At 54.4% G+C, this 14,992-nt stretch carries 12 protein-coding genes; 4 read left to right on the top strand and 8 right to left on the bottom strand.

Features of this window, described 5'->3' with window-relative positions; translation table 11 throughout:
• Window positions 1-174 precede the first annotated feature (174 nt).
• From ABSH60_RS21410 to ABSH60_RS21375, 8 genes are all read right to left on the bottom strand, one after another.
• The gene (locus tag ABSH60_RS21410; RefSeq protein ID WP_390976044.1) at window positions 175-1,446 is read right to left on the bottom strand and encodes an aminotransferase class III-fold pyridoxal phosphate-dependent enzyme; all 1,272 of its coding nucleotides are present in this window, start codon (window positions 1,444-1,446) and stop codon (window positions 175-177) included.
• A 14-nt stretch (window positions 1,447-1,460) separates the two neighbouring features.
• Complete coding sequence (locus ABSH60_RS21405; protein ID WP_390976042.1) at window positions 1,461-2,510, bottom strand: phosphotransferase; 1,050 nt, start codon at window positions 2,508-2,510, stop codon at window positions 1,461-1,463.
• Complete coding sequence (locus ABSH60_RS21400) at window positions 2,503-3,237, bottom strand: SDR family NAD(P)-dependent oxidoreductase (protein WP_056779705.1); 735 nt, start codon at window positions 3,235-3,237, stop codon at window positions 2,503-2,505. Before ABSH60_RS21400 ends, ABSH60_RS21405 begins: the two co-directional genes overlap by 8 nt.
• An 88-nt stretch (window positions 3,238-3,325) precedes the next feature.
• The gene (locus ABSH60_RS21395; RefSeq protein WP_056780139.1) at window positions 3,326-4,153 is read right to left on the bottom strand and encodes an ABC transporter permease; all 828 of its coding nucleotides are present in this window, start codon (window positions 4,151-4,153) and stop codon (window positions 3,326-3,328) included.
• A gap of 24 nt (window positions 4,154-4,177) precedes the next feature.
• On the bottom strand, window positions 4,178-5,443 hold the full coding sequence (locus ABSH60_RS21390) for an ABC transporter permease (protein WP_122096853.1): 1,266 nt from the start codon (window positions 5,441-5,443) through the stop codon (window positions 4,178-4,180).
• A 117-nt stretch (window positions 5,444-5,560) separates the two neighbouring features.
• Window positions 5,561-6,589 carry an ABC transporter substrate-binding protein gene (locus ABSH60_RS21385; protein ID WP_056779699.1) on the bottom strand — a complete coding sequence of 343 codons (1,029 nt, stop codon included), beginning with the start codon at window positions 6,587-6,589 and terminating at the stop codon, window positions 5,561-5,563.
• Between the two features lie 289 nt (window positions 6,590-6,878).
• Entirely contained in the window at window positions 6,879-8,333 is a 1,455-nt protein-coding gene (locus ABSH60_RS21380) for a succinate-semialdehyde dehydrogenase (RefSeq protein WP_390976039.1), read from the bottom strand.
• Between the two features lie 8 nt (window positions 8,334-8,341).
• Window positions 8,342-9,610 carry a 4-aminobutyrate--2-oxoglutarate transaminase gene (locus tag ABSH60_RS21375; protein WP_390976036.1) on the bottom strand — a complete coding sequence of 423 codons (1,269 nt, stop codon included), beginning with the start codon at window positions 9,608-9,610 and terminating at the stop codon, window positions 8,342-8,344.
• A 138-nt stretch (window positions 9,611-9,748) separates the two neighbouring features.
• On the opposite strand from ABSH60_RS21375, the gene ABSH60_RS21370 reads away from it, so the two are divergent.
• From ABSH60_RS21370 to ABSH60_RS21355, 4 genes are all read left to right on the top strand, one after another.
• Window positions 9,749-11,305, top strand: a complete 1,557-nt coding sequence (locus ABSH60_RS21370) for an aminotransferase class I/II-fold pyridoxal phosphate-dependent enzyme (protein WP_390976034.1) — start codon at window positions 9,749-9,751, stop codon at window positions 11,303-11,305.
• A gap of 251 nt (window positions 11,306-11,556) precedes the next feature.
• Window positions 11,557-12,642, top strand: a complete 1,086-nt coding sequence (locus ABSH60_RS21365) for a polyamine ABC transporter ATP-binding protein (RefSeq protein WP_390976032.1) — start codon at window positions 11,557-11,559, stop codon at window positions 12,640-12,642.
• A gap of 1,507 nt (window positions 12,643-14,149) precedes the next feature.
• A complete protein-coding gene (gene parA / locus ABSH60_RS21360) occupies window positions 14,150-14,776 on the top strand; it encodes a ParA family partition ATPase (protein ID WP_056779683.1) in 627 nt (208 codons plus the stop codon).
• On the top strand, window positions 14,773-14,982 hold the full coding sequence (locus ABSH60_RS21355; RefSeq protein WP_056779680.1) for a plasmid partition protein ParG: 210 nt from the start codon (window positions 14,773-14,775) through the stop codon (window positions 14,980-14,982). The genes parA and ABSH60_RS21355 overlap by 4 nt, the downstream gene beginning before the upstream one ends.
• The last annotated feature ends 10 nt before the right edge of the window (window positions 14,983-14,992 follow it).

Here is a 14,992-nt window from a genome sequence, read left to right as displayed (position 1 = left end):
AAAAACTGAATAAGGAATACTTCATTAACTTATTCCAGAGAAGTTATTATACAGAAAATAATGGAATTATTATTTTCATATCAGATATTTTTTGAGACAGATCCCGCACAGGGAATAATGAATGAGTTGATAAACTCATTCATTTTAACGTACCCCGAACGTTGCAAAGGCGACTTATTGCGCGCGATCATGGGCGGCTTCCCCGAGTACCTCTGCCAGCGTTTCCAGCAGCAGCGCCGCGTGCTCCGGCTGAAAGACCAGCGGCGGACGTATTTTCAGTACGTTGGCCGACGGGCCGGTAGCGCTGATTAAAATCTGTTTACGCCGCATCGCGTTGACCACGTACGCGGCCTGATCCGGTGCCGGGGTGTTGCGCTGATCGCTCACCAGTTCCACGCCGATGAACAGCCCATCGCCGCGCACATCGCCGATCACCGGATAACGCGCTGCCAGTTTTTGCAATCCTTCACGCAACAATGCGCCGGTTGTCTGCGCGTTTTGCTGCAACGCCTCACGCCGTAACACCTGCAAAACCGCATGCGCCGCCCGGCATGACACCGGATTGCCGCCGAAGGTGTTGAAATAACGCTGACGACGGCCAAACTCCGCGAACAGTTCCGGTCGGCCAACCAGTCCGGCCACCGGATGCCCGTTACCCATCGGTTTGCCGAGGCTGACCAGATCGGGAAGCACGCCGTAGCGGGCAAATCCCCAGCGCGAACTGCCGGTGCGGCCAAACCCCGGCTGGACCTCGTCGGCGATGAATAATCCTCCGGCGGCGCGCACCTGTGCCACAGCGCGCTGTATCTCCTGCGGCGGCGGACTGAATATTCCGTCGCTGGAAAAAATGGTGTCCAGCAGCAGCGCCGCCGGTTTTACGCCGGCCTGCTTCATTTCCTCCAGCGCCCTTTCCACACCCGCGCCGAACGCGCCCGGATGACGGAAGGTGTCAGGTGCGTCAATCAGCCAGACAGTGTTTCCCTGCATAAATCCTTCGCCGAGCGAAGGCGACAGCTCAGCCAGCGCGCTGGTGACGCCGTGATACGCCCAGCGGGTCACCAGAATGCCCTGCCCGCCGGTGACCAGGCGTGCAACGCGCAGCGCCAGATCGTTGGCTTCGCTGCCGGTGCAGGTCATGGTCAGGCTGCGCAACTCTGGCGGAAACTCGGTCAGAAAATCTTCGGCAAACTCGACGATGGCATCGCTCAGATAGCGGGTATGTGTGTTGAGCTGCGCGGCCTGCGCCGCAATCGCCTCAACCACCGCCGGATGACAATGCCCCACCGACGCCACGTTATTATACGCATCGAGATAACGACGGCCTTCGCTGTCATACAGCCAGACACCCTCTGCACGCACCACGTGCAGAGGCTCCTGATAAAACAAACGATAACCGCCGCCTAGCCACTGCTTGCGGCCTTCTGAAACCTGTTGCTGAGTCAGCATCCGCTGGCCTCCCGTTACACCAGTGATGAAGTGCAGGACTTACGGAAAATCGCGTCTGTCTGCGTAAAGGGTTGTTGCATCAGCCGTGAAAGGCTGCGCCACGCGTGCGTCTGATTGCGCAGAATATAGTCTCGGTTCAGCGGATAAAGTACCGCACGGTGCTGGGCGATCAGCAAACTCAGCGCCAGCCGCGATGCCACCAGTTCCGGCAACACCTGAAGCTCAGCGTCGGTCAGCGGCTGCCGGGCGGTGTAGGCAGCAATCAGCGGGCGGCAATACAGAAACAGGTCGTCCCCGTTGCTGTCCAGCTGATAGGCCAGAGCGGTCGCCAGTTCATTGATAAGTGGAGCGTGAAGGGCATCGCCGAAATCGATGATACCGGCGATCCGCTGCGCATCGGCGCTGCACACCAGCACGTTGTGCGTGTTCAAATCGTTGTGGATCACCTGTCTGCGCAGCAAAGGGCTGGCAGGAACCACCTTTTGCTGATGCGTTTGCAGCACCCGCGCGATTGTGCGTCGTTGCTCCGCGTCACTCAGGTGCGGCACCCAGCCCTGCATCCGTGACAAATCTGTGATATCCCACAGCAAATTGCGGTGCGCGCCCGCATGTTCAAAATCACTCAGCGCGATATCCAGACGCGCCAGCGTATCGCCCAGCGCCTGCATCAGTTTTTTGGATCGCGGCACCTGATACTGCGCCGTGCCCGGCAGATAACTGACCGCGCGCAGGGTGAGATTTTGCCCGCTGACGTTCACCTGCGGCGTGAGTTCTCCGCCGCGACTCTCCTGCAAACGGGGAACCGGCAACGCGCTGTCGCGCAGCGCCAGATGGCTGAGGATGGCCGTCTGAAAATCCACTTCGGCAGGCACTTCCGCCGGGTTAACAAAACGCAGCATGTATGCCCGGCCTGAAAGCGTGGTCAGGCAAAAATTGCTGTCGCGTTCGCCGCCGAGGATCTCCGCCGTGCCTTCCAGCCCGTAAACCTGCTCCGCAATTTTCTCCGCCTGCAACGGCGTTACGCGCGGGACTTCTGTGGTCAGCAATGAAGACGTCTCAGACATGTTGACCGCCGTTGACGTGGATCTCCGCCCCGTTGACGTAAGAAGCGCCGGAGGTGCAGAGGAAATAGATCAATGACGCCACTTCCTCCGCTTTGCCCAGACGCTGCAACGGCACGCTGCGTTCCACAATCTCTTGTGTGCCGGGCGAAAGGATGGAGGTATCAATTTCGCCGGGTGCGATAGCGTTTACGCGCACGCCGTGAGGCCCGAACTCGTGCGCCATCTCGCGGGTCAGCGTCGAGAGCGCCGCTTTAGAACAGGCGTAAGCCACACCGGCAAACGGATGCACTTTGCTGCCGGCAATCGAGGTGACATTGATGATGCTGCCCTGCGCCGCTTTCAGCTCATCGAACAGGCCGGTGGCCAGCATCGCGGTGGAGAAAAGATTGACGTTAAACACTTTCAGCCAGGTGGCGTAATCACTGTCGAGCACGCCGAGGCGACCGCCGGTGGCCGTTTTGGGTGACATACCGGCGTTGTCCACCAGTGCATCCAGCCTGCCGCCGAGACGTTCTTTGATCATCGGCAGGGCATTCTGCACGCTGTCGATATCTTCCAGATCCAGATGGATATGGTTCAGAAAACCTTCTGCCCACGGACATTCATCCACCCAGTTCTGGCGCGAGGCCGTAAAAATCCGCCAGCCCGCCGCGTAAAAATGTTTGACCGTCGCGTGCCCGATACCCCGGCTCGCGCCGGTCAGTAACAATGTCTTTTTTTCGGTCATGGTGATTGCCTCGGTTGCTTTTGATATTTGATGCATCAGGAATAATCAAAAAAAGAGGACCTGTAAAGTCCTCTGATGAAAAAGTGGCTTAATGCGTGGCGCCGGAGTGACGCAGACGTTCGCCGCGACGGCGCAGCAGTTCCATCACCACCAGTAAAATCAGTGAGGCGCCTACCATCAGTGACGCCGCAGCGGCTATGGTCGGATCGAGATTTTCGCGGATTCCGGCGAACATCTGGATAGGGAGCGTTCTCTGGCGCGGGCTGGCGAGGAACAGTGTCACCACCACTTCATCGAACGACGCGGCAAACGCAAACAGCGCACCGGAGAACACGCCGGGAGCGATAAGCGGCAGGGTCACTTTGCGGAACACGGTCAGCGGCGAAGCCCCCAGACTGGCTGCGGCCCGCGAGAGATTACGGTCGTAGTTTTTGAGAATCGCCGTGACGGTGATCACCACAAAAGGCACGCCAAGCATGGCGTGGGCCAGCACCAGCCCGAGGTAGCTGTTGAGCAGCGAAATACGTGCAAAAAAGAAGAACATGCCGACCGCGATGATCACCACCGGCGCAATCATCGGCGAAATCAGGACTGCCATCACCAGTGATTTACCGCGAAACTCACCACGCACCAGCCCGACCGAGGCCAGAACGCCCAGCACCGTCGCCAGAAGGGTCGCCAGCGGCGCAATCAGCAGACTGTTCCCCAGCGAACTCAGCCATTCATCCGAATGAAAAAAGGTGTGGTACCAGCGCAGCGAAAATCCGGTGAGCGGATAGCTGAGAAAAGAGCCGGCATTAAACGACAGCGGCACGATGATCAGCACCGGCACAATCAGAAACAACAGGATCGCCGCACTGTAGAAGTTGAAAAACCAGCGCCATAAACGCAGTAACAATGCCCCTTTCTGTCTCATTTGATGTTTCATTTTCGGGCTCCTTTAATGCGCGGCAACTTCTGCTTTGGTGCGCGTGACGCGGATATAAACGATGTACAGCAACACCACAATCACCAGCAACTGTGTGCCCAGCGCCGCGGCCATTCCCCAGTTCATCGTGCTGTTGGTAAAGAATGCCACAAAGTAGCTGACCATCTGATCGCCCGGCCCGCCGAGCAGCGCGGGAGTGATGTAGTAACCAATCGCCATCATAAACACCAGCAATGCGCCTGCGGTGACACCGGCATAGGTTTGCGGCACATACACCCGCCAGAAAGCAGAAAACGGATGCGCGCCCAGCGAAATCGCCGCCCGCACATAGTTAGGTGAAATGCCTTTCATCACGGCATATAAAGGCAGCACGATAAACGGCAGCATGATGTGGGTCATCGAGATGTAAACGCCCAGCCGGTTAAAAACCATGACCAGCGGCTGATCGATAATGCCGGTGCCAAGCAGTGCGCGGTTGATAAGCCCGCCGGACTGCAACAGCACAATCCAGCTGGCGGTGCGCACAATCAGCGACGTCCAGAACGGCAGCAGCACCAAAATCATCAGTAAATTGGCGCGCCCGGCGGGCTGTTTTGCCAGCCAGTAGGCCAGCGGATAGCCGAGCAGCACGCAGCACAATGTCACGACCAGCGCCATCCACAGCGTTCTGAGCAGCACATTGACGTACAGCGCCTGATCCGCAGGCAGCGCAACGATGTGGCCGGTATCGACATCAACCTTGCGGTCAAACGCCGACAACAAATAGAGAGAGGTGACGGGTTTTGCCGCACGCCGAAGGGTCTGCCAGGTGCTGACTTCACCCCACAAAGGCAGGCTCTGGATTAATGTTTCGCGCACCGCGGTGCTGCCTGCCGGTACATGGCGTAACGTGCCGGTGATCAGGCTGCGGTAGCGGTTATCTTCGTAGCTTAAACGTTTGGCAATCGCCGCCATTTGTCCGCTGCTGCGGGCGTTACGCAGATCAGACACCAGGGCGTTGAATGTCGCTTCGTCGGGCACGCTGTTGCCATCCCAGCGCGATAACTGCGTCACCGTGCCCGGCAGGGTGTCCCCCAGTTCGGGGTTGGTGACGCTTTTCACTAAAATCGACGCAATCGGAAACAGAAAGCTGACGATCACAAACAGCAGTAAAGGTGCAATCAGCAGTAAAGAGCGGCGGGTGTAAGCGGCCTCTGTTTTTCGCAGGCGTTGACGCAAGGTCGGGCCCGATGTCCCGGCGTCCGGCACCGGAGTGGTCAGCATGTCGGTTTGGCTCATATTTTTCTCCCGCAGCGGGTGTTCTGATGTCGTGTTTCACAGGTGCTGAGCACAAGAGAGTGCGGGCTGAATCACGGCAGTGAGTCTCGCCGGTTCAGCCCGATCAATGAAGGGGAGTTATTTCGCAGCCCAGGCGTTGAATCGTTGCTCGAGATCTTCTCCGTGCTCGATCCAGAACTGAGTATCCACCTGCAATGCGCCTGCCAGGTTTTTCTCAGCCGTCGGGAGATTCTGCGCGTATTTTGCATCGATCATGCCGGTGACGGATTTTTCAGTCGGGCCGTAAGGAATGGTTTCGGCAAAGACTTTCTGATTCTCAGGCTTGTTGGCAAAGGCGATAAACTGTTCGGCCAGCTCTTTATGTTTCGAGCCTTTGACGATCGCCCAGCTGTCCAGATCGTACAGGCTGTTTTCCCAGACCATTTTGAAGTCATGCCCTTCGGCCTGTGCGGCGCTGACGCGGCCATTATAGGCCGAGCTCATGACCACATCGCCGGACACCAGCCACTGCAACGGCTGAGCACCGGATTCCCACCACTGAATATTGGGTTTGATTTGGTCGAGTTTTTTGAAGGCACGTTCCACACCGGCTGGGGTGGCCAGCACGTTATAGATGTCTGCGCGTTTGACGCCGTCGGCCAGCAGCGCAATTTCCAGCGTGAATTTGGCACTTTTGCGCAGTGCGCGTTTACCCGGAAAATCTTTCACATCCCAGAAATCCGCCCAGCTGGTTGGCGCTTTTTTCAGTTTGCTGGCGTCATAAGTCAGTACCGTTGACCACAGGAAGATACCCGCGCCGCATTCGGTGACCGCGCCCGGGACGTACTGTGTTTTATCGCCGAGTTTGTTCCAGTCCAGAGGTTCAAACAGACCTTCATCACAGCCGCGGATAAGCTCCGGGCTTTCGACTTCCACCACATCCCAGCCGACTTGCCCGGTTTCGACCATGGCACGAATGCGCGCCATTTCACCGTTATATTCGCCCGGTTCGATGGTGCCCTTTCCGGCAGCGGCGAAGGGTTTGTAAAACGCTTTATCCTGCGCGTCCTTATTCAGGCCGCCAAATGAGATCACGGTCAGAGATTCGGCCTGAGCCTGAAAAAACAGACCGGCGAGGAGAGTGGTCAGTGCAATCTTCTTAAACATGCTGTGACTCCTGGTTAACTTAAAAAGTGCGGAAAGCGCTAAAGTAAACGGCGTGTTAAAATATGATGCATCATATTTTATTATGAAGCATAAACCATGCCATTCCTGTGGAGTCCGCCCGTGCGGCCTTACGCGCGAGGCGCAATGCCGTACGGACAGGCTTTGTTGAGGCAATTTGTATTTTTTTTGCGCCTCATGACCACTCAGTTTCTTTTTATTGTTAAACCTTGCACAGCTTGTGTGCATCACTGCACGTTATCTGAACCTTTATCTGCCTCGTGGTGACGGATTACTCCGCCAGCTCGATGCACAGATATTTCATTTCCAGATAATCGTCCATACCGTGACGTGACCCCTCACGCCCCAGCCCGGACTGTTTGATCCCCCCGAACGGTGCCACTTCGTTTGAAATCAGACCGGTATTAATGCCGACCATGCCATATTCCAGCGCTTCCGGAACCCGCCACTGGCGCGCCGCATCACGGGTGAAAAGATAAGCAGCCAGCCCGAACTCCGTATCGTTAGCCATCGCCACAGCCTGCGCTTCGTCAGTAAAACTGAACACCGGCGCGACCGGACCGAAGGTTTCTTCACGGGCAAATTTCATCGCTGACGTCACATTGCCGATCACCGTCGGCTGGAAGAAGGTTCCGCCCAGCGCGTGCGGTTCGCCGCCGGTCAGCAGCGTGGCACCTTGCGACAAGGCATCAGCAATGTGTTCCCGCACTTTCGCAATCGCGTCATGATCGATAAGCGGGCCTTGCGTAACGCCGGGCTCAGTGCCGTCGCCGACCTTCAGCTTTTGCACTTCTTCCACCAGCCTGGCGACCAGCGCAGGGTAAATCCCCTGCTGGACATAAATACGGTTGGCGCAGACACAAGTTTGCCCACTGTTGCGGAATTTCGACGCCATGATCCCCGCCACGGCGCGCTCCAGATTGGCGTCATCGAAGACGATAAAGGGTGCATTTCCGCCAAGCTCAAGCGAGAGTTTCTTCACCGTCTGCGCGCTTTGCGCCATCAGAATGCGCCCCACTTCCGTCGAACCGGTAAAGCTGAGTTTGCGCACCACCGGGCTGTCGCACAGCACTTTGCCGACATCGCGCGCTGAACCGGTGATCACCTGCAACACTCCGGCCGGAATACCCGCCTCAATCGCCAGTTGTCCGAGTGCCAGCGCGCTCAGCGGCGTCTGTTCCGCCGGTTTGACGATCATCGCGCAGCCTGCTGCCAGCGCCGGTGCGGCTTTACGGGTGATCATCGCCGCCGGGAAATTCCACGGGGTGATCGCCGCGCACACGCCAATCGGCTGTTTCAGCACCAGCATACGTTGCGAGGCCTGAACAGGTGCCAGCACGCTGCCTTCGATGCGCTTCGCTTCCTCAGCAAACCATTCGATAAACGACGCGGCGTAGACGATTTCGCCCCGCGCCTCGGCAAGGGATTTGCCCTGTTCTGCGGTCAGCAACGCGGCCAGCTCGTCGGCGTGCTCCACCATCAGTTGCGCCCATTTCTGCATCAGCGCGGCGCGCTGTTTGCCGGTTTTTTCACGCCAGCCGACCTGCGCCTGCTCTGCGTAAACAATCGCCTGCGCCGTTTGCGCCGGGGTAATTTGCGGCACGCTGGCGATCACCGCACCGGTGGCCGGATTGATGACGTCTTCACGTTCGCCGTTTTCGCTGTCCAGCCAGTCGCCGTTGATCAGGCATTGCTGGCGCAGCAACCTGTGATGTTTCAGTTGCATAGGTTCCCTCATTCAGCCAGTACGCGGGACAAAATCGCCAGTGCGGCTTTGTACTGAGCGTCGGGAATGGTCAGCGGATACAGGAAGCGGATCACGTTACCGTGTACGCCGCAGCTCAGCATCAGCAAACCGGCATCCAGCGCTTTGCGCAGATACTGTTTGGTCAGTTCAGGCGAAGGTTTTCCGGTGGCCGGATCGTTAAATTCAGCCGCCACCATAGAGCCGCGCGCACGCACGTCCACCAGCGCCGGGCAGCTGGCTTTGGCTTTTTCCAGCACCTCAACCAGTTCAGCACCGAGACGGTTAGCACGATCGCACAACTTTTCTTCTTCGATGATATCCAGCACCGCCAGCGCAGACGCCACCGCCAGCGGGTTACCGGCATAGGTCCCGCCGAGGCCGCCGGGTTCAGGCGCATCCATCAGCTCAGCCCGGCCGGTGACACCGGAAATCGGCATCCCGCCACCCAGGCTTTTCGCCATGGTGACTAAATCCGGTTTAGCGTCGCCGTAATATTCCATCGCAAACATTTTGCCGGTGCGCGCAAAGCCGCTTTGCACTTCGTCGGCGATCAGCACGATGCCGTGACGGTCACACAGCGCGCGCAATCCTTTGACGAATTCTTCCGGCGCGATGTTGAAACCGCCCTCGCCCTGTACCGGTTCAAACACTATTGCGGCGACCTGCTGCGGGCTGATGTCACTGCGGAAAATACGTTCGATGCTCTCCAGTGCCGCTTCTGTGCTGACACCGTGCTGCGCATTGGGGAACTGCGCGTGGAATACTGACGCCGGGAAAGGTCCGAAGCCCACTTTGTACGGCACCACTTTTCCGGTCAGCGCCATCGTCAGCAGGGTGCGGCCATGAAACGCGCCGGAGAACGTAATGATGCCAGGGCGGCCGGTGGCTGCGCGGGCAATCTTCACCGCGTTTTCTACCGCTTCAGCGCCGGTGGAGAAAAAGGTGGTTTTGGCTTTTCCCGCCACCGGAGAAATGGCGTTGATGCGCTCTGCCAGCGTGACAAAGCTGGCGTAAGGCACAATCTGATAGGCCGTATGCGTGAACTGATCGAGCTGTTTGCGGATGGCATCCACAATTTTCGGGTGACGATGGCCGGTATTGAGCACGGCGATCCCCGCTGTAAAATCGATGTACTCCCTACCCTCTTCATCCCACAGCGTGGCATTTTCTGCTTTCGCTGCGTAGAAATCACACATGACGCCGACACCGCGCGGTGTCGCTTCTTTACGGCGTTTTTCCAGTTCGCTGTGACTCATCTCTTGCTCCTGCCTGAAGGCTGATATTTTGTAGGTTACGGGTAAAGGACATGTGAAATTTGTTATCCGCCCTTGTTTTTTATCCTGTCAGCGGCCCTATAATCCAGAACCAGTTCTGTTTATTTCGAGGATCCACTTTTGCGCTCTCTGCTTTCTGACCTCATTTTGCAACGGCTAAACGGCATTTCAGCGGCCTTACCCGGCACCCTGAATAAGCGGGTTTATCAGGCATTACAACAGGCTATCTTCGATGGCAGCATCAGCCCCGGCAGCCGTCTTCCTGCCTCCCGTGACCTTGCTAAAGAACTGGATATTTCGCGCAATACGGTGCTCGCCGCTTATGAACAACTGCAGGCTGAGGGATATATTCAGACCCGAACAGGCAGCGGGACATTCGTCACCGCCGATTTACCGAAAGACGGCGTCATTGCCGATAAAACGGCGACCCAATGTTCACCGGTTCGCAGCCACGTCACGCTTTCCCGGCGGGGGTCGCAACTGCTGACGCGTACCGGCGTAGCCTCGCACCAGTGGGGCGCGTTCATGCCCGGCGTGCCGGATGTCACCCAGTTCCCGCATGATGTCTGGCGAAAATTGCAAAACCGCCTGAGCCGCCGGCTGCATCCTGAGTTTCTCACCTACTCCCGCCACGGTGGCTGCCCGCCCCTGCAGCAGGCGCTGGCCGACTACCTGCGCGTCGCACGCTCAGTCGACTGCACACCGGACCAGATCCTCATCACCGCAGGGACGCATCAGGCGCTGGATTTACTGGCAAAAATGCTGTGTGATCCCGGCGATGTGGCCTGGATTGAAGAGCCGAGTTACTGGGGGATTCGTAACGTATTGTCGGTGAATGGTGTAGAAACGCACCCGGTTGAGGTGGACGAGAACGGCATGAATCCGCCGGAATCCGCGCCCCAAAGCCGTGCACCAAAGCTGATATGCGTGACACCGTCACATCACTATCCGCTGGGTTCGGTGATGAGCCTGGCGCGTCGACAGAAGATTCTCGCGATGGCGGCGCAGCAAGGAAGCTGGATCGTGGAAGATGATTACGACAGTGAGTTCCGTTATTCCGGCAGCCCGATCCCTGCGCTGCAGGGGCTAAGCAGTGATGCGCCGGTGATTTATATCGGCACTTTCAGTAAAACGCTGTATCCCGCCATGCGCATCAGCTATGTGGTTTTGCCCCGCCCTCTGGCATCGCGCCTGAAAATCGCGCATTCCGAGTTATACCGTGGCGGCAACGGGTTAACGCAGCTGACACTCGCCGAATTTATCAGTGATGGACATTACGCCGCCCATATCCGCCGGATGCGGCTGATTTACGGTAAACGTCGCAGCGCGCTGACCCGCCTGATCGAACAGGAACTTGGTCCGGAATTTGTGTGTGAAAACAGTAACGCCGGGCTGCACCTGATCCTCTCACTGCCCGACGCGATTGACGATGTGGCCTTAAGCGCCGAACTGGAACAAAAAAATGTGCTCACCCGACCACTCTCCGCCTACTACCTGCGCCCCGCTCCGCGGCGTGGTCTGCTGCTGGGCTACGGGTGCGTACCGGAAGAGGACATCGGACCGGCTTTCGCACACATCGTTGACTGCCTTAAGCGCAGGCTGCAACGCCAAGGTGCAACCCGGCATGCTGAGAAGGTGAAAACTGAACCGGACGCAAACTTGCCTGATCCTGCATAACGTCGTTGTGAACGTGCTAGCAAAAAGTATTCGAATTTTAAAAATAGCAATAAAATTCATAAGCCTGCGAGATTTCTCTCAGGCTATTTTTTTGCGCTAATTTGTCAGAAATGACTTGTTTGGCTCAGATACGGGTGGTAAAGATTTTTAATAACACCGCGCAAACGATCCTTCAGAGGATGTTTTATGCACAATCCATGCCGGTTGCTGCTGTCGCGTAATCGCGTATTTTTATCTGTGGAGTGTCTGTGATGAGAACGTATGTGAGCTTCAAAAATATCAAGAAGAGCTACGATGGCGATAAACTGGTGGTTAAAAACCTCAATCTCGATGTTCACGAGGGTGAGTTTCTCACCTTGCTGGGCCCGTCGGGGTCGGGCAAAACCACCAGCCTGATGATGCTCGCTGGTTTTGAAACACCGACCCAGGGTGAAATTCTTCTGCGCGACAAGCCCTTGCACAACTTGCCGCCCCACCAGCGTGATATCGGTATGGTTTTCCAGAATTATGCGCTGTTTCCGCACATGACAGTGGCTGAAAACCTGGCGTTCCCGCTGACCATTCGTCGTCTGAACAAGTCTGACATCAAAGAGAAAGTCGATCGCATTCTGGATATGGTCAAACTGAAACCGCTGGCTGACCGCTATCCGGCGCAGATGTCCGGCGGTCAGCAACAGCGTGTGGCGCTGGCCCGCGCATTGGTATTTGAACCAAAGTTGGTTCTGATGGATGAGCCACTTGGCGCGCTGGATAAACAATTGCGTGAACACATGCAGATGGAGATCAAGCAACTGCACCACATGCTCGATCTCACTATCGTGTATGTCACGCATGATCAGAGTGAAGCGATGACGATGTCTGACAGGGTGGCGGTGTTTAATGACGGCGTTATCCAGCAGATGGACAGCCCGAGCGTAATTTATGAGAAACCTGATAATGCTTTTGTCGCGCAATTCATCGGTGAAAATAACAGCCTGCTCGCCACGCATACATCAGCAGAAGGTATTTTTTACCGCGCATCACTTGATGACGGTACTGAATTACGGGCAGTCAAAATTCGCCCAAGTTCGCCAGGCAGAAAAATCCTGCTATCGATTCGCCCTGAACGCATCACCGTAAATGATCATCAGCCGGGCATGGAAACGGTCAAAGCCAGAATCAAACAGTTTATCTATTTAGGCGATCACGTCCGCATGATCACAGAAGTGGCAGGACAAGATAATTTCATGGTGAAACTTTCTGCTGCCACGTTACGTCCGGAATGGCAGCCGGGCACTGAGGTTATGCTTTCATGGCAACCCGTGCACCTTCGTGCTCTTGATGTCATCACGCATTAAATCCATAGAGGTATCATCCCGATACCTCTATAATCTCAACATCTCAACATCTCAACATCTCAACATCTCAACATCTCAACATCCTGTAATTCTGTAATTCTGTAATTCTGTAATTCTGTAATTCTGTAACCAAGTTAATTCCATGCTCCTGGAATCCTTTGATTATTGAATCCACCAATTTCAAACACCTCAAAATCCTATCATCTCAGGATGATATTATCTCGGGATTTAATTACAGAATCATCGCATCCCCGGATACTATCATCGCTCTGGTTACAGGATTCTGAAATCCCGAGATTTAATCCCTGAATCCTGCAATCCCAATACTCCCGCCTGATAATCTCATGATACTGTAATCACAGAACGGCATCCCAGGATATTATAATCCTTATAAAATCCCAGAATCATAGAATCTCAAAACAAAATCAGATAAAAATACATTTATATTACATACAGATATGCATCAGCAGCAAGAATCCTGAAATCTCATAATCACTTAATAATCCCAAGATTTCAGGATTATTACATAATCATACAATCTCATGATTACGCCTTAGAGGTTATGCTGAACGCAATGATATCAGCATCCTGGAATCTCAAAATCATGGTGGTTCTCAGGATGTTATACTCCCAGGATTCTCACGTGGACATTAAATCCTTCCATCCTGACTATGCTGTGATTCCGTGCATCCCTGCATTCCTGAATCCTGAATCCTGAAATCTTAGGATTCTTATGTACTGTAAACCCAGGATGGGTTGCTCACAGAATCATATGATAACCTAATCCTGGCATCCCATAAGGATAAGGGTACAAGATTTCAGGCTGTTGGATTCAATGAGCGCGGAATCACAGAATCATAAAACCTCAGGATAATAGAATTCCCACACTTCCAGAATCCTGCCATTCAATAATCTCAGGATAGTGAGATAGTGAGATAGTGAGATAGTGAGATAGTGAGATAGTGAGATAGTGAGATAGTGAGATAGTGAGATAGTGAGATAGTGAGATAGTGAGATAGTGAGATAGTGAGATAGTGAGATAGTGAGATAGTGAGATAGTGAGATAGTGAGATAGTGAGAGCGTAACGGTTCCGTTTTGTCTGTCCAGACTATTTTTAGTGGTTAAGACATAATCGCCTTTGACAGCGGCGTGACTCCTGATCACATTCAACATCCGGGAGTAATGGAATTATATCATCCTGAGATTTTGTGATTCTGAAATCCTTGCATCATAAAATCTTTGCAACCTGTGATAACAACAAATCTCTTTTCAACCTTACGCTTAAGCGCAAACTTTAGGATTCTATAATCCTGTAATCACAAGATGCTACAATTCGATAATCCTTAAATATTGTAATCCCTGGATACAAACCTTATAGTATCACCTCAATCCTGTGATTCATGGATTAGTAAATCTCAGAATCCTATGATTACAATATTTTTGAATCCTGAAATCTTCGCATTTTAGGATGCAGGCAACTTACCGACGCTTCATCAAGAGGATGTTATGGCAGCGAAAATTATTTCCTTCCTGAACGGGAAGGGCGGGGTAGGGAAGACCACGACCTCCATTAACATTGCTACCTGTCTTGCAAGACAAGGTCATAAGGTCGTGATGGTCGATACCGACCCACAGGGAAGCATCAGTAACTGGTACGATGATAGCAAATGTCAGTTCGATCTGGCCGAAGCAGCATCCGAGAAAGAAGTCTATACCGTACGTAAGCAGTTGAAGGAATATGATTACGTCGTCATTGATGGGGCAGCGGCAATCTCTGCAATCTCATCGGCTGCGGTGATGGTCAGTGATTTAGTGCTGATCCCCGTGACACCGTCACCTTTAGATTTTGCAGCTTGTGGCGCAATCCTGGCCGTCGTTGAAGCCCGTGAAAACCTTCAGCCCGTCATTGCTCGTTTCCTGATCACTAAAAAAGTCGCCTCGGCAAAAATGCTGGAAGTCCTTAAAGCATCCATCGCTGACACTGGCGTGCCTGCATTACGCACCGGCACCACTCAGCGCCAGGTTTACATTCGCACCATGATGGATGGCGGTACCGTTTTCGATACGACAGATGGTAACGCAAAGGGTGAGATAGAAATTATGACCAAAGAAATCACGGAGTTGTTGAAATGAAAATGAAACTTGGGCAGCACAGACAGCTGACTACCGCACTGGACGCCGTAGCAAAGCCACCCGCTTCAGTGAAAAAACTGCAAACCAATATCGATGAAGAGTTACATCGCCGGTTTAAGACCAGCTGTTTCCTGCAAGATCGTGAAATGAAAGACGTGCTGACGGAGTTAATCCAGGGCTGGCTTATCAATAACGAACGTTCGTGATCTGAAGATT

The sequence above is a fragment of the Rahnella sp. R3(2024) genome, from assembly GCF_042920125.1.
Lineage (GTDB): Bacteria > Pseudomonadota > Gammaproteobacteria > Enterobacterales > Enterobacteriaceae > Rahnella > Rahnella rivi.
Note: the sequence above shows the minus strand (reverse complement) of the source record. Positions and strands in the feature narration are given on the sequence as shown.

Bases quoted from the DNA above. Each gene is read 5' to 3' on its own strand.
- ABSH60_RS21410 (WP_390976044.1), bottom strand. From the start codon at position 1,446: ATGCTGACTCAGCAACAGGTTTCAGAAGGCCGCAAGCAGTGGCTAGGC.
- ABSH60_RS21405 (WP_390976042.1), bottom strand. From the start codon at position 2,510: ATGTCTGAGACGTCTTCATTGCTGACCACAGAAGTCCCGCGCGTAACG.
- ABSH60_RS21400 (WP_056779705.1), bottom strand. From the start codon at position 3,237: ATGACCGAAAAAAAGACATTGTTACTGACCGGCGCGAGCCGGGGTATC.
- ABSH60_RS21395 (WP_056780139.1), bottom strand. From the start codon at position 4,153: ATGAGACAGAAAGGGGCATTGTTACTGCGTTTATGGCGCTGGTTTTTC.
- ABSH60_RS21390 (WP_122096853.1), bottom strand. From the start codon at position 5,443: ATGAGCCAAACCGACATGCTGACCACTCCGGTGCCGGACGCCGGGACA.
- ABSH60_RS21385 (WP_056779699.1), bottom strand. From the start codon at position 6,589: ATGTTTAAGAAGATTGCACTGACCACTCTCCTCGCCGGTCTGTTTTTT.
- ABSH60_RS21380 (WP_390976039.1), bottom strand. From the start codon at position 8,333: ATGCAACTGAAACATCACAGGTTGCTGCGCCAGCAATGCCTGATCAAC.
- ABSH60_RS21375 (WP_390976036.1), bottom strand. From the start codon at position 9,610: ATGAGTCACAGCGAACTGGAAAAACGCCGTAAAGAAGCGACACCGCGC.
- ABSH60_RS21365 (WP_390976032.1), top strand. From the start codon at position 11,557: ATGAGAACGTATGTGAGCTTCAAAAATATCAAGAAGAGCTACGATGGC.
- parA (WP_056779683.1), top strand. From the start codon at position 14,150: ATGGCAGCGAAAATTATTTCCTTCCTGAACGGGAAGGGCGGGGTAGGG.
- ABSH60_RS21355 (WP_056779680.1), top strand. From the start codon at position 14,773: ATGAAAATGAAACTTGGGCAGCACAGACAGCTGACTACCGCACTGGAC.